We start from the raw sequence: 20,590 nt of genomic DNA on the forward strand, positions 1-20,590 counted from the left end.
TTTAAAACCGGAATTGCCTATGACATAATACTGTAAAGAACAAAAAAAGGCAGGAAAATACTGGCTATATTTTCCTACCCTAAGAACTTTGTGCAAACGATGATAGTCATCATCATCAAAATCCTTAATTTCTAATTTATAAAAGTATGACAAATAAAAAAAAGAACCAAGATTTTTGTCAGAAATGTTGCAGTATGTGCGCAAACACTTACAAAAAGAGCATATTTCTGGCAATATTACTCTTCACAATTCCCTATTTGGCTTTCGCTCAAACAACCGGGCAAAACGTTAAACTCAACTTTACCGACACTCCACTTTCCGTTGTAATCAGCGATATCGAAAAGCAGAGCGGGTTTAAATTCTTCTACAACAATGACATAGACGTCACTCAAAGAATGTCCGTACAAATTACTTCGAACGACATGCACCAAGTGGTAAGTACGTTGTTAAAGCATACATCCATCGGCTACAGCATCTCCGGACAGCGGATAGTGCTCTTCGCGAAAAAGGCAACAGCCAATGGAAAGAAGACATACACCGTGAACGGAGTGGTGAATGACACCAACGGTCCGGTGATTGGCGCCACCGTTTCTACCAAAGACGGAAAAGGAACCATCACCTCTCTCGACGGCGATTTCCGGTTGGAAAACATTCGCATGGGCGATGTCCTCACAGTATCTTACATAGGCTATCAGGCAAAAAGCATCGTGTTCAACGGACAGGAAAAGCTCGTAGTCGATCTGGTGGAAGACACCAAGACATTGGACGAAGTGGTGGTTACGGCACTCGGTATCAAGCGTGCGACCAAAGCGTTGAGCTACAACGTTCAGCAAGTAAAGACAGACGACGTAACCGTGAATAAGGATGTAAACTTCATCAATGCGCTGAGCGGAAAGGTGGCGGGTGTCAACATCAACGCTTCTTCATCCGGCGTGGGAGGCGCCTCCAAAGTAGTCATGCGCGGAACGAAATCCATCACTCAGTCGTCAAACGCTCTCTACGTCATAGACGGCGTGCCCATGTTCCCCCAAACAAAAACGGGAGGCATGGAGTTCGACGCGAAGGGGACCACAGAGCCGATAGCCGATATCAATCCCGAAGACATCGAATCGATGTCGGTACTGACCGGTGCGGCGGCGGCTGCTCTTTACGGATCGGCAGCGGCCAATGGCGCCATCGTTATTACCACTAAAAAAGGTAAGGAAGGACGCGTGCAGATTACCGTGAACAGCACTACGGAGGTAATGGACGCTTTTGTATTGCCTAAATTCCAAAACCGGTACGGAACAGGCAGCCTGAACTCTCAGGCGAATGTTTTAGACCGTAGCTGGGGAAGAGCGTTGAACAGCTCGAACTATTATGGGTACAGCCCGGCAGACGACTATCTGAAAACCGGAGTTACCGCAACGGAAAGCATCTCGTTGTCGACAGGAACAGACAAGAACCAGACTTATCTGTCGGCAGCCGCTGTCAACTCAAACGGTATTATTCCCAACAACAAATACGATCGTTATAACTTTACTTTCCGCAATACCACCAAGTTCCTCAACGACAAGATGACGTTGGACTTAGGCGCAGGATATGTTTACCAAAGAGACCGGAACATGATCAATCAGGGAGAATACGGAAACCCCTTGGTAGGCGCATATCTGTTCCCGAGAGGCAATGACTGGGAAGCGGCGCGCATGTACAAGCGCTACGATGAGTCGCGCAAAATCGATACGCAATATTGGCCTGTGGGCGATGGAGGACTCACCATGCAGAACCCTTACTGGGTGAACTACCGCAACTTGCGCGAAAACAGCAAAGACCGCTACATGATGAATGCCAACCTACACTATCAGATATTGGATTGGCTGAGCGTATCGGGAAGAGTCCGTCTGGACAACTCCATCAACGATTATACCGAGAAATATTACGCCACCACCAACGACCAGCTTACCGAAGGCTCGAAGCGCGGATTCTACGGAATCAACCGCACAAAAGATAAACAGATATACGCAGATGCTTTGTTAAGCATCAACAAATCTTTTGGCAACGATTGGAATCTGCAAGCCAATTTGGGAACTTCATTCTCCGACATGAGGACGGACCTCTTGGGAATAGGAGGACCGATTGCCGACGGATCGATTCCCGGCGAAAAGCAAGGATTGACAAACTTCTTCGCCGTTCAACATTTAAGTCCGAGCAAAACGGCGCGCAATCAAGACGGATGGCGCGAGCAGAGCCAATCGGTGTTCGGTTCTGCCGAGATAGGATACAAAAGCACGTATTACCTCACGCTTACAGGACGTAACGACTGGCCGTCTCAACTGGCAGGTCCGAAGTCGGTAAACAAGTCTTTCTTCTATCCATCCGTCGGTCTATCTGTGATTCTGTCCGAAATAATACCCAATATGCCTGCCGATCTTCCTTATATAAAGATGCGCGGTTCGTACGCTTCGGTAGGTTCTCCCTTTATGCGTTTCATCGCCAATCCGAGCTACGAATGGCATCAAAAGCTTTACTCGTGGAGCAACAACACGGTTTATCCGGTATACAACCTGAAGCCGGAACGGACAGACTCATACGAACTCGGACTGACCGTACGCTTCCTGAAATACTTCGATCTTGATGCGACGTATTATTCGGCAACCACCAAAAACCAGACGTTCGACCCTAAAATAGGGGGCGGAGCTTATTCTAAGATTTACATCCAAACCGGCTCTATACGCAACCGCGGAGTGGAGCTATCGCTGAATTTCCACAAAACATGGAACAAGTTTACGTGGAATAGCGGATATACATTCTCTACAAACAAAAACAAGATTCTGGTATTGGCAGACAATGCCATCAATCCGGACACAGGTAAGGAATTCTCCATTTCCACGCTTGACATGAACGGACTGGGCGGAGCACGCTTCCTGTTGAAAAAAGGAGGGACAATGGGCGACCTTTATTCTCGTGTCGACCTGAAGCGGGATAGCAACGGAGCTATTTACATCACTCCCGACAATAAGATAACAACATCGCCCATCACCGAAGAAAAGAATTACATCAAGCTGGGCAGTGTGCTTCCCAAAGCGAACATGGCATGGAGAAACAACTTTAACTGGAACAACTTCCATTTCGGTTTTCTCATATCGGCACGTTTGGGAGGTATCGTGTTCTCTCGTACACAGGCTGTTCTGGATAACTTCGGTGTTTCCGAAGCGTCTGCTGCCGCACGCGACAAGGGATACGTAATAGTGAATAAAGGAGATTATGTGAATCCCGAAACTTGGTACACCACCATCGGAGGAGGGACTTCCATTCCGCAATATTACACCTATTCCGCAACCAATGTGCGTTTGCAGGAAGCAAGTGTGGGATACACTATTCCACGAAAGAAACTGGGAAATATCTGCGACATTACTTGCTCGCTGGTAGGGCGCAACCTTTGGATGATTTACAACAAAGCGCCGTTCGACCCGCAGAATGTAGCTACCACCGGAAACTTCTACGACGGTATCGACTATTTCATGATGCCTTCTTTACGCAGTATCGGTCTTAGCTTGAATCTTAAGTTTTAACAGTAAACACACCCTTTATGAAAAATATAATCAATAAATTATCTTTGGGCTTGATGGTATGCGCTGCAACGGCTTGTACCGGAAGCTATCAGGAGATAAACTCGAATCCTTACCAACCGAACGACTTGTCTGCCGACGATTATTTGTTGGGCTCCGCAATAGCGAACTTAACCGGAACAGTAATTTCGGCCGATGTCAACACCGCACAATTTACCGATTGTTTGCTCGGTGGACCTCTGGGCGGTTATTTCGCTCCGTCAAAAGACGGCTGGAACAATATAACCATCGCCAACTATAATCCGACAAACGATTGGACAAACGTTTTCATGCACAGCGATCATATCATGCCGACTTTATTTACCAATCTGGGTATTGTCGCTCGCCATTCTGAAACAACGGGTAATCCTGTCCCTCTTGCCATTGCAAAAATAATCAAGGTAGCGGCAATGCATCGTGTGACGGATGCTTATGGAGCTATTCCTTATTCCGAAATAGGTTCTTCGGGTGAAATCTCCGCGCCATACAATTCTCAGCAAGAGGTGTATAACCAATTCTTCACAGAGTTAGACGAAGCCGTCAAAGCGTTGGAAAACGCGCAATACACCTTATCTGCCGACCTTATATATGGAGGTAACCCGCACCAATGGGCAAGGTTTGCCAATTCACTGAAGTTGCGCTTGGCAATGCGAATTGTATATGCCGACCGTGAGAAGGCTCGCCAAATGGCGGAAGAAGCAATAAAAAGCAAAGCCGGATTGATTACTTCGAATGCGGACAATGCACAATGGGATTATTTCAAATCTTCGGAAAACCCTATTTACACGGCTACGCGGTACAATTCGCCGGCTCAAAGCACCACGGGAGGAGATACGCATGCAGCTGCAGATATTATATGCTATATGAACGGATACAAAGACGCGCGCCGCGAGAAGTATTTCAATAAATCGCAATGGGAAGGAATAGAGTATATCGGTCTCCGCAGGGGTATAGAGGTTCCATCGCTCAATGCGGCGGGATACAAATACTCGGGAGTAGGCGTAAAGCCGAACGATCCCATCATGTGGATGAACGCGGCGGAGATAGCTTTCTTACGTGCGGAAGCCACAGCTGTGTTCGGATTCGATATGGGCGGCACGGCTGAAGAGTTTTACAATCAGGGCATACGCCTTTCTTTCGAACAATGGGGTGCAGAAGGAGCTGAAGCATACCTTGCAGACGAAAGCTCGGTTCCGGACACATACAAAGATCCTATCGGAACCAACAACTATCTGACCGCTTTATCTTCTCTCACCATCAAATGGAAAGAGGATGCCTCCGTAGAAGAAAAGCAAGAGCGAATCATTATTCAAAAATGGATTGCTAACTGGATGTTAGGTAATGAAGCATGGGCAGACTATCGCCGTACGGGATATCCTCACCTGATTCCCGCTTCCGAAGCCGGAAACAAAAGCGGAGGCATTGTAGATTCTTCAAAAGGACCGGGACGTATTCCTTATCCGCAGGAAGAATACACCAAAGAAGGAGGTAAATATGTAATCGAAGCCGTATCGAAACATTTGAACGGCCCGGACAATATGGCAACCAAAGTTTGGTGGGATGCCAAACCGAATAAATAAACCGAATAAAAATTTTAATATTATGGATAAGAAAATAGTATTCACCTTTTTCCTCATTATATCTACGGCACTCTTTTCTTGCAGCGAATGGACGGAGATGGAAAGCATAGATATAAAAGAACCTGATATCACCGCGCAAAATCCGGAACTATATGCAAAGTATCTGGAGAACTTGCGCGCTTACAAAAAGTCGGAACACAAGCAAGTGTATGTATGGTTCGACAATAGCGAGAAAACACCGCATACAAGAGCGCATCATCTGACTACATTGCCCGACAGCATCGATGTGGTTTCGTTGATTCATCCCGATCAGTTAGCAGATTGGGAATTACAGGAGATGAATGAGATTCGTAGCCAAAAAGGGATGGAAGTGATTTACACCATCAGCTTCGATGCCATCAAAGCTTTTTATAATGCCAAATTAGAGAAAGCTACGGACGAAGAGCCTGTCGCCTCTCTGTTTGAGGACTTTCTGGTAGATTCTCTGCAACATGCGTTATCTCTTGCCAAAAAGTACGAGTACGACGGCATCTGTATCGAATACTCAGGAAAGTCGATGCTCCACATGCGCGAACCGGAGAGAACCGAATACACGAAAAACGAACGGATCTTTATGGGGATTGCAGCCGATTGGCAGAAAAGAAATCCAGAGAAAAGCGTAGTATTTGAAGGAAAGCCTCAAAACCTGATCGACAAAACATTTCTTGAGAAGTGCAAAATGGTAATGGTATCGGGCAAGAATGCAACGAATGAAAACATGCTTACTTACCATTTGTCGTTAGCCGCAGTGGAAGGCGTACCTCAAAGCCGTCTCGGAATGGTTGTATCAGCTACTTCATTAAATGACCCCAATAAATTATACGGTTATTTCGCCAATGGAGAGTTAGCCATGCAAGGCTTGGCAAACTGGGCGCCGATGGCACATAACGGAATTGAAGTAGCCGGAGTGGGCATATACAATGTGTCTACCGACTATTATGAGCCAACCAGAACTTACCATTATACGAGATCAATCATATCAAGCATTAATCCACCCGTAAAATGAAAAAGAGAATAAACATGAAAAAAAATAGAAGTTATTCACTACGCTTATCATTTGTTTTTGCGCTGTGTTGCTTAATCGGAGCAGGATGCCAAAAAGACATGGAAAACTTCGATAATAAAGTTTTTATCAGCAATGAGACGGTAGAAACGTTGTTGTTGAAAGGAGACGATACCGGTAGGGGAATTATTCAGACAGCTATCGCTCAACGCGAGCAAACAAATATTGAAGTTGTTTACAAAGCCGATCTTTCATTGGTAGACCAATACAATCGGATGTTCAATGACAAAGCAGTCGCCCTGCCTGAAGCATGTTATGAGATAGAACAGCCAAAGTCGACTATTGCAATAGGAGGCGTCAAAGGAAATGATGTCATTGTGCATTTCAAAGAACTCTCCACACTGAACCGAGACTTGTTGTATGTATTGCCTGTAACCATCAGCAGTGCCAACTTAGATGTGTTATCAAGCGCGCGAACTCGATATTTCGTCATTAAAGGAGCTGCTCTTATTAATGTGGTAGCCAATATTAAAAACAACAAACTAAGCCTTTCTTCTTCGGGGAGCAAAGACGCTCTGAACAACCTGAGCACGATAACAGCCGAAGCGCTGATACGTGTCGATAAGTTCGGCAAACTCATCAGCACTATCATGGGTATCGAAGGACGCTTCCTTATCCGCATCGGCGACGCCGGCTTACCCGATAACCAAATCCAATTGGCTACTTCGAGCGGAAATGTGACTGATCCCAGTTGGACTGTAAACACAAACGAATGGACGCATGTGGCCTTGACTTTCGATTCGTCAAACCGCTCGGTAGAGCTATACATAAACGGAGTCAAAAAAGGCGGAAGTAAATCTTCTCCTTACAGCGGTACAGTAAATTGGGGGAATAGCTCATTCTGGATCGGATATTCATATGAGGACGGACGTTTTCTGGATGGAGACATCTGCGAGTGCAGAGTATGGAACCGCATACTGACACAGGAAGAGATACAAGCCAAAAACCATTTCTATACCGTATCTCCCGAAGCGGAAGGATTGGTGGCTTATTGGAAATTCGACGAAGGGGCCGGTATTGTTGTCAAAGACCATACTAACAATGGAAATAATATCGCATCATCCAAACCTTTGACTTGGAAAGCCATAGAGTTGCCTGCCAAATAACTTTTTCAAATTACTTTAAAATACGGAAAATGAAAAGAATCAAGTTTATCAAACCGCAATATTGGCTGATGGCATTCGTTTTGATCGGCTGTTTGGCCGCTTGTACGAATGACGATATAAAAATAGGCCAAGTAGATGAAGGAAACTATACTGTCAGCAATGAAGAATTAGCGTTTATCAACGATATAAACGGTAAACGCATGTTTACTGTTACAGAATTTCGTAACGAAGGGAGCACCGAACTGTTTGTGAATGTTCCTAAAAAAGCCTCGGCTAACAGTAGTGTTACCGCCACTTATGACAAATCTGTATTAGATACGTATAATGCAAATAATAATTCGGATTATGAAGCCTTTCCGGAACAACACGTCACTTTCGGTAAAGAAGGTATTATCACGCTGAATGCCGGAGAAATAAAGTCGTCGGGGCTGAAAATCTCTTTCACTTCCAACGGAACGCTTTCTACGGATAAAAACTATGTAATTCCCTTACGCATGAAAGTAACTTCGGGTAACTTCAAGTTAGCCAAAGAAGATGAAACAAGGCTGATTTTTGTAAAAGATCTGACCGGATTACCCGACTGCCAAAAAGAGAGCGGCATAAAGGTATTCAGCTGCATGGAGGTGAACGATACGAATCCGCTGAATAACCTGAGCTTTACGCTAAAGAAAAGCGGGAAACCGTTGATCGACGTATTGATAATCTTTTCTGCCAATATCAATTATGACGAAAAGACCGGGCGCGTATACATATATAATAATGAGAACGTACAAGCGATTCTCGACAAACGCGAACATTATCTGAAACCGTTACAAGACAGAGGGATGAAAGTAATCCTCGGAATCTTGGGCAATCACGACCGTTCGGGTATCGCCAATTTGGCAGACGAAACGGCAAAAGCTTTCGCGCAGGAAGTAAAAGCCATGTGCGACGCCTATAATCTGGACGGTATCTTTGTAGACGACGAGTATTCAAAATACGAGTACCAAAACATTACGCCGGGATTCGTGTATCCATCCAGACAAGCTGCCGCACGCCTATGTTACGAGGTTAAAATGGCACAGCCGGACAGGTGGGTTATTGCTTATGCGTACAGCACAACTTATGGGCTACCGGCAGTAGACGGCAAGCAGTCGGGCGAATTTGTAGACTATGCGTTGCATGATTATGGACAGTCTTCCGATTTAAGCCGCGAATTTCCGGGCATGCCTAAAATGAATATGGGGCTCCACTCTCAGGAGTATAGCCGGGGATATTGGGCATACGAAAGCCAGTTGATACAGATGAGAAAAAACGGATACGGTTCACATATGATTTTTGCGATGGACCCCAATCGCTGGAATTTCGAATATGGGCAGTTGACATCTATGCAACGCATAGCACGTGCTTTTTATGATGACGAACTCGTGTTCGACGGGAAGAAATATCCGAAAGATTGGAAGTAATAATTTAGTAAAACAGGAAGTTATGAAACTATATAAATATCTGTCTATTTCATGTATTATGCTGTTTTCATTCGGTATAGCCGGGTGTTCCGATGAAAATGAGAAAGAAAGAAAAGAGATTGTCTCTCCGTTGCCCGAACTCAAAATAAAAGAAGAACCCATAAAAGTGAAGATCGGCACGGACAGTAAAGTCAGTATCGACATCTTGGAAGGCGGTGGAGAATACAACGTTTTTTCTACCAACGAAGATGTTGTTACAGCCGAAATTATCGACAATAAGGTTTCGCTGGAAGGGAAAGCGATCGGAGAGGCGGCATTGGTTCTGTCCGATAAGAACTCCAAGTATCTGAAGTTTCCCGTCAGCGTATATCTTACCGATAAGATAAAGTTCAGCCAAGAAGAAGTTGAAATGAAAATATTGACAGGACACCGCAAGTCGATAAAAGTAAATATCTCCGAAGGGAACGGCGGTTACAAAGCTGAATCCGACAACCGGGATATAAAAGTCACCGTCACAGAGGAGGGGGAAATAACCATCGAAGCGATAGCGAAAGAGGAATCTTTTTCCGGTTCTGTTACCATAAAAGACAAAGCAGGTTTCACTGCGTCCATCCCGGTGAAGGTAGAGGTCACTACAAATCCTTTCCCCGAAGAGTTTCTTGCTGAAATAAAAGCAGACAGCAAACGGCGTTATTTCTTTGACGGCGAAAGCAAGGATAGGGAGAATAGCACACCTGTCAGAAAATTGGAAGACGGCCAATATACATACGGATGGACATACTATTCGATATACAGCCTGCAGATTTCATTCAAAGGAGATTTGAGTGTCGGGAAAAAAACAGAAGCAACATATACCTACTACGCCTATTATAGTCCTACACAAGAGGTTGTCGATTTAGAAATCATTCAAAATGACGGAGAAAACATCTGGGCTATCTTCAGTTATAAAAAAGGCGGGGTGATACATTATGGATACTTCTGCGATAAAGCAATCGACAAAGAAATTACTAAGTTGAAATTGGAAAAAAACATGGTAACAATCTCCGGTAAAGAAGGAGAACCGAAGAGCGTGAAAGTCAAAGTACTATCAGGCAGCGGAAGTTATGAAGCCCATTCGGATTATGACGGGATAGAAGTTACCGAATCGAACGGCGTACTTCTTATCACCGGAACTCCGGAAAAGGAGGAGATTGAAGCGACAGTAACTGTTGAAGACAAGGAGAATAATCAGGAAGAAGAGATTACCGTTATTCTGAAAGCATCGGAAGAAGGAACGGCTGAAAAGACCTTTACGTTGGATGAGAAAATCATGTCTGACGATAAAGAGCGTTTAGTAATCGATGGTAGTTCCATCTCTGTTTCGGATATGGAAGTTATACAGTCATCGACACAATTAGGATTTAAGCAGAAAAAGCCTAAAAAGGGGATTGTTTTCATGAACTTACAAGATAAGACAGTGGGTGAAAAAAGTAATATTGGGATTTATGTCTATGGGTTAGACCCATACTCCTCGCGTGTCAATGTTCCTGTAAGTTCATTCAAAGTATTGAAAAACAGTGATGGAAAAATCTGGGCAACATTCATTTATACAAGTAAAGACGGAAAAGAAAGAAAAGGATATATTTGCTGTGGCGCTTAAGTAAAAAGATCTTTCGGAAGAAATAGGGAATTTTGCAAAACAATTGAAACGCTATAAGTTTACAACCAACGCAGGTTGATAGTCCAACAACATGTTTCTCGTCGACAAAATTACCGCGTTTCTTTTGAAAGTCTTTATTAAAGACTGATTAGAGCATATCAAAACAAGTGAGGGTGAGATTAGAGCTCGCCCTCACTTTTTTAGTTTACTGAACTGCAAACAACCTTGCAGCCCGGATAAAATTGATCATCCCGAATATCCTCACTCCGCCTTTTTCTCTATCCGGATACGGGCATCCACAGCTATCACCCACTTCTCGGTGGCGAGCAGCGGATTGATGTCCATTTCCTTAATCTCTGTGGCAAACCGGAGCAGGGTAGACAGACGGACGATGATCTCGGCAAACTTGTCTTCGTTCACACCTTTTTGTCCGCGCGTGCCCTGAATGATTTTGTACGCGCGCAAGGAGCGTATCATGGAATAGGCTTCGGGGTAAGACAGCGGAGCGAGACCGGAGGAGACGTCTTTCAATACTTCGACAAAGATACCACCCAATCCGCAGAGCACTACGTGTCCGAACTTCTCTTCGTATTTGGCGCCGATAAACAGTTCCGCACCCTTGAGCATAGGCTGCACCATGACGGCTTTCGCATCGGGAATCTGCATCATGCGGTCGAACTCCAGAGCCAGATGTTGCTCTCCTTTGATGTTGAGCACCACTCCGCCTACATCCGATTTATGTACCGGGCCTACCACTTTCGCCACTACGGGGAATCCGCAACGGCGGGCGAAAGCGATTACTTGTTCTTTATTGTCCGAAACAAACTCGTCGACCAACGGTATGCCGGCGGCGTGCAGCAATGCCTGTACGTAATGAGGCTCAATGTATCCGTTTTCGGGAATGGAGTCGATGATTCGCCGGATGCGGGGAATGTCTACGCCCAGCAATTCGATCTCCGAAGCGGCAGGACGAGGAACGTTCATGATGCGCGAGAGGGCTGTGCCCAGCGTTACTTCATCGGAGAAATTCACATGTCCTTTGGCAAGAAATTCTTCCACTTCGGCGCCGGCGGTATTCACAGAAGGCAAGATGGGGAAGATCGGCTTGCGACAGGTTTGCATCTTCTCGTGAAGCACGTCGTACATATCGAACATCGTCACCAGTCCCGGTGTGCCGAAGATGGCCATCACGGCATCTATGTTGTCAAACTTGTTTTCACAGAAGTCGAGACATAGGCGCAAGTGTTCGGGAGTACCCGTGGCAAGCACGTCGATCGGATTGCCCACCGAAGCGCCGGGAAACAGTTGTGCCTTCAAGGCTTCGGCTGCTTCGCCTTCGAGTTTGGGAACATTCATGCCGCCTTTGCTCAATGCGTCGGTCAGCATCACTCCCGGTCCTCCGGCATGGGTGATGATGGCTACGTTCTTTCCCTTCAGCTCGGGCAACGTAAAGACGCAACCCACCGTCGTGAGCTCCTCGCGCGAGAAGCAACGCACGATTCCTGCCTTACGGAAAAGAGCTTCCACCGCCGAGTCGGAACTGGCTATGGCTCCCGTATGCGAAGAAGCCGCGCGGCTGCCGCTTTCGGAACTGCCTGCCTTGATGGCGGCTATCTTGCAGCCCTTGCGTATGAGCGAAGAAGCATGGAAAAGCAATCGGTCGGGGTCTTTAATGTTTTCGATATACAGCAGTTTGATGCGCGAATCTTTTTCCGCGTCGAAATGTTCGTCCATATACTGCAACACATCTTCTACGCCGATCTGCTTGCCGTTTCCCACCGACCATACGGAGTTGAACAGCAGTCCCTTCGTCACTGCGCTCTCCAGAATGAATACCGCCGTAGCTCCCGAACTGGAGATCAGATCTGCCCCCGCCGGGCTCAAGCTGGGAATGGGACGGCTAAACACGCTGTGATGCCAAGTATTGAGCAACCCGATACAGTTCGGTCCGATCAGTGAAGCTCCGTAGCGGTTCACCGTATCCAGAATCTGCTGTTCGAGCAATGCCCCTTCGTGCGTTTCTTCGCCGAATCCGGCAGAAAGTACGATAAACGCCTTTGTCTTTTTCTCGCTTGCCAGCACCTCCACAGCTTCCGGACACATCGCCGCCGGGATAGCGAGAATGGCCAGTTCGGTATCAGGCAGCTCCCTTACATCGGCAAAAGCCTCCACGCCTTGTATCTCTTTCTCCTTCGGGTTCACGGCTCTGATTTCTCCCCGGTAACCGCCCGCTATCAGGTTTCTCAGAATAGCCCCGCCCGGCTTATGCACATTATTCGACGCCCCTACTACAACAATGCTGCGGGGGCGAAGCAACTGGCTTGTAATCATATCGTATGCAGATTTTGGTTGAACATAAGCGCAAATATATCCTTTCTCCGAAGAAAATGCAAAAATATGCAGAAGATATTCCGGCGCCGGGCATAAACGCACCCGCACTTCAGGCTCTCGCACCGGCAACGGGATGCTGAATGCCGACAGCCGCAGGCAATGTCACTCAACCTCGTGGCGATCGATGGACAGGATAGTTTCCCACTGGGGAAACTTTATTTTCCCCGTATGGAAACTTTTGTGTCCCCAATGGGAAACTTTTGTTTCAATAAAGGGAAACTTTTGTTTCAATGAAGGGAAACTCCGCTTCATCCGTACGAAGCAATGATTTGCGAAGAATCTGCCGGAAGAGAGCCCTCAGACTGAACAGAAATATTCATATACTAAAAAAAAGGTATTTTATTCTTATCAATACCTGAATATAGCGATTGCGGTACGATTAGGCTATACGTAACTTTGCGCCATGATTTAAAGTTGACATTCCGGTTTAGTAATTACATTTATAAAACGCTAAGAATCAACGATTCTTTTTATTCTACAAATCAAGAAAGCGTTATAACTCTTCGTTTTTATACACATAATATGACAATAAGCAGAAAACCGTTGTTCATTATTCTCCTTGCTTTGGGACAAACGCATGCCTACTCGCAAGAGCAAAAGCAAAATCAAGAACAGGAAACCAAGAACGACTCCGTCTACCAGCTCCAAGAGGTGGTAGTCTCATCCCGGCAAATACTCGGAAGCAAGTTTAAAGCCAGAAACCGCACCGGTTCGGCCTATTACATCTCGCCCGAAGAAATACGAAAAATGGGATATACAGACATCAACCGCATGCTGAAAGCGGTTCCGGGAGTAAACATGTACGAAGAAGACGGTTTCGGGCTGCGCCCGAACATCAGCTTGCGCGGCACGAAAGCCGAACGAAGCGAACGCATCTCCATCATGGAAGACGGGATACTGGCCGCTCCCGCGCCTTATTCGGCTCCGGCGGCGTATTATTTCCCCAACGCCGCCCGCATGGAAGCCGTCGAAGTGCTGAAAGGAAGCAGTCAGGTGCAGTATGGCCCGTTCACTACGGGAGGAGCCATCAACATGGTATCGACTCCCATACCGAACGCTTTCTCGGGCAAGGCGAACCTCTCTTACGGAAGCAAGAACACGTTCAAGTCGCATACGCACATCGGAAACATGTGGAAGCACTTCGGCTTTGTGGTGGAATACCTGCGCTATCAGTCGGACGGATTCAAGAAATACGAAGACCATCCCGTCAAAGGATTCACCAGAGACGACCTCATAGCCAAAGTAATGGTGAAAACCGACAAAGGCACGGGTGTAAACCATGCACTGGAACTGAAGTTCGGATACGCGGGCGAGAACTCGGACGAAACGTATGTGGGGCTTTCCGAAAAGGATTTCAAGCAAACTCCTTTCCTGCGCTATGCAGGCTCGCAGATGGACGAGATGAAAACCAATCACCGGCAATGGGTAGCCACTTACCTGCTCAACTTCTCCAACAAACTGAAAGTAACCACCAACGCATATTACAACCGCTTCCACCGCAACTGGTACAAACTGAACGACGTAAGGGCGGGAATCACCTCTAAAGAAAAGAGGTCTATTGCCGATGTGCTCATCGATCCGGAAACAAACATCCGTTACTTCGACATACTGACGGGCAAAACCGACCGCGAAGGCGAAGCGCTGCTGGTAAGGGCCAACAACAGGACGTATCGTGCCAAAGGCATACAAACCAAAGCGGAATACCGCTTCAACCTGAATGAGTTCTTCTTCGATATAGAGTTCGGACTGCGCTACCATCACGATGAGGAAGACCGCTTCCAATGGGACGACGCTTACTCCATGAAGAACAAGAAGATGGTGCTGTTCATGGAAGGCATTCACGGAACGAATGCCAACCGCGTCACATCGGCGGACGCACTGGCAAGCTACCTGCTCGCCAAATTAAGATATCAATCATGGACTATCACTGCCGGATTGCGCTACGAAGACATCGACCTGCTGAAAAAAGACTATACGAAAGCAGACTTGGAGCGTACGGGAAAAGTACGCATCGAAACGCCCAACCATGCGCGCGTTTGGATTCCCGGCGTGGGAGTAAACTATCAGCTCGTTCCCGAAGCGTCGGTATTCTTCGGAGTTCACAAAGGATTCGCACCGCCGAGCGCGGAGTTGTATCAAAAACCCGAAAGCAGTGTGAATATGGAATTGGGAACACGCGTTTCCGCCGGTAACTTCAAAACAGAGCTGATCGGCTTCTACAACAATTACAGCAATATGCTCGGAAGCGACCTCGCCGCCTCGGGCGGATTGGGAACGCTCGAACAGTTTAATGTGGGCGAAGCCCGCGTAAAAGGCGTGGAGTTCCTTATGCAATACCAACCCCTGCCCGAAGCGTGGAGAGTGCGCATGCCCCTGCAAGTATCATATACTTATACCGATACGGAAATGAGAAACTCGTTCTCGAGCCATTCATGGGGCAACGTGATGAAAGGAGACGAGATTCCCTACATCTTCAAACACGCGCTGAACATGCAGGTGGGAATAGAGCACAAATGGTTCGACGCAAACATAGGAGCACGCTACAACAGCGATATGCGCACATCTCCCGGACAGGGGACAATCGCCGAAAGAGAGAAGGTTCCTGCTCACCTCGTGCTGGACGCATCGGCCAGCGTATATGTAAACAAATACCTGACGGTAAAAGTAAACGCCGTGAACCTGACCAATAAGGTCTATCTCACTTCACGCCATCCGGCAGGGTTGAGGGCAGGGCATCCTTTCGGTATCTACGCAGGAGCTAACGTCCGGTTCTGAACAAATACATGCAATCATAATAAAAAAAGAAGAAATATAACAAGATAAGGCAATGAATGTATCATCGGTTATAAAATTAGTAATCAGCATCCTGTTCACGGCAATCTTTTCTCAGGTTTGTCCGGCACAGGAACTAATGGAAATAAAAGGCACAGTGCGTTCTGCTTCCGGAGAGCCTCTGCCGGGCGCCACTGCCATGGTGGCGGGCACGGCAAAGGGAGTCATCGCAGACGGCGACGGACGGTTCACACTCAAAGCCCGCAAAGGACAAACGCTGGAAGTGAGCTTCGTGGGAATGAAAACCCGGAGAGTGAAAATCACCTCCACCGTCATGAACATCACGCTTCAGGACAACGTGCAGGAGATAGAAGGAGTGGTAGTGACCGGCTATCAGAACATCAAGAACCGGGTATTTACGGGAGCAGCCGCTTCGGTGAAGCTGGACGACATCAAGCTCGACGGCGTGGCGGACGTGTCGCGCATGCTCGAAGGGCGTGTGGCGGGACTCTCGATACAAAACGTCACCGGCAGCTTCGGATCGGCCCCCCGCATCAACATACGCGGCGGCGCTTCCATCATGGGAAACGTTCAACCCCTGTGGGTTATCGACGGAGCTGTGTACGAAGACCTTGTTTCGCTCACGCTCGACCAATTGGCTTCGGGCGATGCCGTGACGCTCATCAGCTCCGCCGTTGCCGGACTCAACGCTTCGGACATCGAGGACATACAAGTATTGAAAGACGCTTCCGCCACATCTATCTACGGAGCCAGAGCCCTGAACGGGGTAATCGTAATCACCACCCGCGCAGGTAAAAGAAACACGCCGAACAGGTTTTCTTACTCATACGAGCTGAGTATGCGGGCCATCCCTTCGTATACGGACTTCGATCTGCTCAATTCGCAAGAGAGCATGTCCATCTATCAGGAGATGAACAGGAAAGGATACTTCTCTGTGCAAAATACATTATACGGGCGCCGCAGCGGTGTTTACCACCAGATGTATAAGGCTCTCGGAGCCGTCGATCCGTCTACCGGACGATATTATCTGGAAAACACGGACGAAGCCAAGCGCGCGTTCATGCGCGAGCGGGAATATGCCAACACCAACTGGTTCAAGGAGTTGTTTACATACAACCCCATCCATACGCACACCGTAACCTTCTCCGGAGGAGGAGAGAATTCTACCATGTATGCCTCTATCGGTTTCTACGACGACAGGGGATGGACGCTTGCCGATAATGTAAAACGCATCACCGCCAACATCAAAAACTCCTTCTACTGGAATGAGGACAAGATAAAGGCTACCATATCCGCACAAGGGAACTTGCGCAACCAGAACTCTCCGGGTACGATTTCTCAGCGAAAGAATACGGTGATCGGAACGTTCGAACGCGACTTCGACATCAATCCTTTTGCCTATGCCTTGGGAACAAGCCGTACCTTGCGCCCCCGCAATGTCAACGGCGAACCGGAATACTACCGCAATAACTGGGCTCCGTTCAATATTCTGAACGAGTTTGACAACAATTACCTGAAAACCGAAGTGCTCGACTTCAAACTGCAAGGCGAACTTTCATACAGACTCAACGACAACATCGAAGCCAAAGGATTGGCGTCGGTACGTCATGCGGTTACCAAAAGTTCGCATTTCATCACCGAACAATCGAACGTGATACAGGCTTTCCGCGCCAACGAAACTCCCTACGTGGCGCAAGAGAATATCTATTTGTTGAAGAATAAAGACAACCCCTTGCAACTGCCGCAAGTGGCACTCACTCACGGAGGCATGTTCAATAAGACCGAGACTTCTCTGCGCAGCTATCTGGGACGTTTTGCGCTCGACTACAACAAACAGATGGGCGAGCACGACATACGCGCTTTCGGATTTACCGAAATACGCTATGCCGACCGCAGCATCAACCCTTTCCAAGGTTATGGGATACAATACGACAGAGGGAATCAGGTGTTCACCAATCCTCTGATTTTCGATAAGCTCACTAACGAAGGAAACACTTATTTCTCGCTTACCGAACGCTACGAAAGGGGAGTGACCCTCTCCGCCAGCGCCACCTACGGATATGCGGGCAAATACGTTTTCAACGGCGTATTCAACTATGAAGGGTCGAATACGGCAGGCAAATACAGCCGTTCGCGCTGGTTGCCTACTTGGAATATCGGAGCAAAGTGGAACATGGATCAAGAGAAGTTCATGAAAAAGTATCCTGCCGTTTCCAAGCTCGCCCTGCGTGCCAGCTACGGACTGACGGCCAAAATGAACGAACAGGCAATAAACTCCACAGCTGTGTTCAAACATCTCATCATCAACCGTACACTGCTGAAGGACCGCGAGAATGCGTTGCGCATCCTGCATCTTGAGAACCGCGACCTGACATGGGAGAAAATGTATGAACTGAATCTCGGTTTGGAACTCGGGCTGTTCAACAACCGCATAAGCGCAACATTCGATGTCTACCAACGAAACTCATTCGACCTGATAGACCTCATCCGTACCTCCGGTGTGGGCGGACAGTATTACAAGTACGCAAACTTCGGAGACATGCGCACACGAGGAGTGGAATTGGCGCTGCAAACCAAAAACATCGTAACCGACAACTTCAGCTGGACTACGGCTTTCACCGTGAGCGGCATGAAGCAGAAGATCACCCGCCTGCTGAATACACCGAACACCTTTGATATGGTGGCGGGAACCGGACGCGGCAATATCCTCGGATTCCCACGGGGTTCTCTGTTCTCTTTCAACTTTCAGGGACTCAACAACAACGGGCTGCCTACCTTCGACTTCGGACTTTACCCTTCCAACCAAGGTGTGAACAGCGAAATATCAGGAGCCGATTTCCTCGACGCGCAGTATTCGAAGTCGTACCTTATCTACCACGGTCCTATCGAACCCACTTACATAGGCGGAGTATCGAACACATTTAAATACAAGAACTGGGAGCTTTCGTGCTTCGTCACCATGCAAGCGGGCAACAAGATACGCCTTAACCCGACATTCGACCCTTCGTTCGCCGATCTGAATGTGTTTTCCAAAGAGTACTACGACCGCTGGCTCAATCCGGGCGACGAGTGGAAAACGAATATCCCCGTCATTCCTTCGCAGGATTTGATTCGCAACATCGGAAAAGAAAACATCGAAAAGGCTTACAACACTTACAATTACTCTCAGAACAGAGTGGCAGACGGAAGTTTCGTGCGCATGAAAAACATCTCGTTGGGATACCGATTGCCCAAAAAGCTTCTTTCACAACTCAAGATCAGACAAATGAGTGTGAAGGCAAACGTAACCAATCCGTTCCTGATTTATGCGGACAAGAAATTGAAAGGACAAGACCCGGAGTTCTACAAATCGGGAGGAGTTTCATTGCCTACTCCGAAACAATATACGATGACACTGCATGTTGAATTTTAATCGCATTGAAATGAAAAAAACAATTTACTTAAGTATCATACTCACGCTGCTCACGGCATGCCAAGGCTATCTGGAAACAAACCCCGACTCTACGCTCGATGTGAAGATAGACAGTGAAGAGAAAATAGCCGAATTGCTCGCCGGAGCTTACCCCGAAGCCAGTTACTTCGCGTTCTTGGAAACACGTACCGACAACGTAGGCGAGCGGGTGAACGGCATCCATTCACGGCTGAACGAAGCCATGTATTATTGGGAAGACTACGACCAGGAAGATCTGGACACTCCGCTAAACTATTGGAACGCATGCTACGCGGGTATCGCACAAGCCAACCAAGCGTTGGAGCTTCTGAGCAAATATCCTAAAACCGACCGTGTGAAAGCTTTGTACGGCGAAGCATTCCTATTGCGCGCCTATCTGCACTTTATGCTGGTCAACATCTGGGCGGAACCGTACGGTACATCCAAGTCGGAGTCTGCCCCCGGCATACCTTACCTGACAAAGCCTGAAAAGAATGCGCTGGTGGACTACAAGCGCGGAACCGTAAAGGAGGTGTACGAAAAGATCGAGAAAGACCTGAAACTCGGTATTTCACTGGTAGACGACAGCTATTACGGCAAACCGAAATTCCACTTCAATAAAAAAGCCGCATACGCTTTCGCTTCCCGCTTCTACCTGATTAAAGGAGAATGGGAACTCGTTATTGCCTATTCGGACTACGTGCTCGGCATAGACCCCAGACCCGTTCTTCGGAACTGGCAGAAGTACGAAAAAGAGTTTTACTTCAACCGCAAGCATCTCTACACCCGCTACACAAGCACTGAAGAGCCCGCCAATTTGCTACTCTCCACAACAGAGTCAAGGGTAGCCCGCAACATATCCACAGAAAAGTACGGAGTGACAAGCAAAAGTGCAGACAAAGTGTACAACCAGCATGGGGTAGACGGATGCGCCAACTTCCGGAAAGTGAATATGGAACCGGTTTTCCTTTTCAACTATAATGACGGACGCATAGGCGACGGACAATATATCGGCAAATTCGACGAGCTTTCATTATCGGGCTATACAGGCATACGACCGAAGGGACTGTATGTCACCAACGTTTTATTCTCCACCGATGAGGTAATGCTCAACCGGATGGAGGCATACGCCATGATCGGAGAATACGACAAATCCATAAACGACCTGCTTATCTATCTTTCTGCCAAATTCGGAATCACTCCTTCGTGCAGCCGTCCGGACTACACGCAAACAAGCAGCGACAATTACCAGACCTATACTCCGTTCTACGGAATGAGCATCAAGCAGCTGGCAATGGTAAAAACCATTTTAGGATTCAGACAACAAGAGTTCATTCACGAAGGATTGAGGTGGTTCGACATTCGCCGTTTTTACATACCGGTGAAACGTACATCGAAGTATAAGTTCTATAAGCAGCTGGAAAAAGAAGACCCGAGAAAGCTCCTGCAAATACCTGCCGAAGCCATCAACCGGGGATTAGAACCTAACCCCCGTTGAATATATTGAGAATGTAATG

General features: G+C 47.4%; 10 protein-coding genes. 9 read left to right on the forward strand and 1 reads right to left on the reverse strand.

Annotated elements, in window-relative coordinates:
• Positions 1–194 precede the first annotated feature (194 nt).
• The 6 genes from GGR07_RS02265 (at position 195) to GGR07_RS02290 (ending at position 10,459) form a co-directional block, all read left to right on the forward strand.
• Positions 195–3,551 (forward strand): SusC/RagA family TonB-linked outer membrane protein, encoded by a 3,357-nt coding sequence (locus GGR07_RS02265; protein ID WP_122056423.1) that lies wholly within the window; start codon positions 195–197, stop codon positions 3,549–3,551.
• 17 nt (positions 3,552–3,568) lie between these two features.
• Complete coding sequence (locus GGR07_RS02270; protein WP_122056424.1) at positions 3,569–5,167, forward strand: SusD/RagB family nutrient-binding outer membrane lipoprotein; 1,599 nt, start codon at positions 3,569–3,571, stop codon at positions 5,165–5,167.
• Between the two features lie 22 nt (positions 5,168–5,189).
• On the forward strand, positions 5,190–6,212 hold the full coding sequence (locus GGR07_RS02275; protein WP_122056425.1) for a glycoside hydrolase family 18: 1,023 nt from the start codon (positions 5,190–5,192) through the stop codon (positions 6,210–6,212).
• A gap of 98 nt (positions 6,213–6,310) precedes the next feature.
• Positions 6,311–7,375, forward strand: coding sequence for a DUF1735 and LamG domain-containing protein (locus tag GGR07_RS02280; RefSeq protein ID WP_231381848.1), 1,065 nt, complete (start codon positions 6,311–6,313; stop codon positions 7,373–7,375).
• A 29-nt stretch (positions 7,376–7,404) separates the two neighbouring features.
• Positions 7,405–8,820 carry a BT_3987 domain-containing protein gene (locus tag GGR07_RS02285; RefSeq protein WP_221213934.1) on the forward strand — a complete coding sequence of 472 codons (1,416 nt, stop codon included), beginning with the start codon at positions 7,405–7,407 and terminating at the stop codon, positions 8,818–8,820.
• A gap of 22 nt (positions 8,821–8,842) precedes the next feature.
• A complete protein-coding gene (locus GGR07_RS02290) occupies positions 8,843–10,459 on the forward strand; it encodes a hypothetical protein (protein WP_147298116.1) in 1,617 nt (538 codons plus the stop codon).
• A gap of 261 nt (positions 10,460–10,720) precedes the next feature.
• Here GGR07_RS02290 and GGR07_RS02295 read toward each other — a convergent pair whose 3' ends face one another.
• Complete coding sequence (locus GGR07_RS02295; protein WP_122056426.1) at positions 10,721–12,790, reverse strand: acetate--CoA ligase family protein; 2,070 nt, start codon at positions 12,788–12,790, stop codon at positions 10,721–10,723.
• Positions 12,791–13,372: 582 nt separating this feature from the next.
• On the opposite strand from GGR07_RS02295, the gene GGR07_RS02300 reads away from it, so the two are divergent.
• The 3 genes from GGR07_RS02300 to GGR07_RS02310 are packed head-to-tail and all read left to right on the forward strand — an operon-like array spanning position 13,373 to position 20,571.
• Positions 13,373–15,625, forward strand: a complete 2,253-nt coding sequence (locus GGR07_RS02300; RefSeq protein WP_122056427.1) for a TonB-dependent receptor family protein — start codon at positions 13,373–13,375, stop codon at positions 15,623–15,625.
• Between the two features lie 52 nt (positions 15,626–15,677).
• Positions 15,678–19,055 carry a SusC/RagA family TonB-linked outer membrane protein gene (locus GGR07_RS02305; RefSeq protein WP_122056428.1) on the forward strand — a complete coding sequence of 1,126 codons (3,378 nt, stop codon included), beginning with the start codon at positions 15,678–15,680 and terminating at the stop codon, positions 19,053–19,055.
• Between the two features lie 10 nt (positions 19,056–19,065).
• Entirely contained in the window at positions 19,066–20,571 is a 1,506-nt protein-coding gene (locus GGR07_RS02310) for a RagB/SusD family nutrient uptake outer membrane protein (RefSeq protein WP_034542282.1), read from the forward strand.
• Positions 20,572–20,590: the final 19 nt, after the last annotated feature.

This window comes from Bacteroides pyogenes, from assembly GCF_014196225.1.
Taxonomy (GTDB): domain Bacteria; phylum Bacteroidota; class Bacteroidia; order Bacteroidales; family Bacteroidaceae; genus Bacteroides; species Bacteroides pyogenes_A.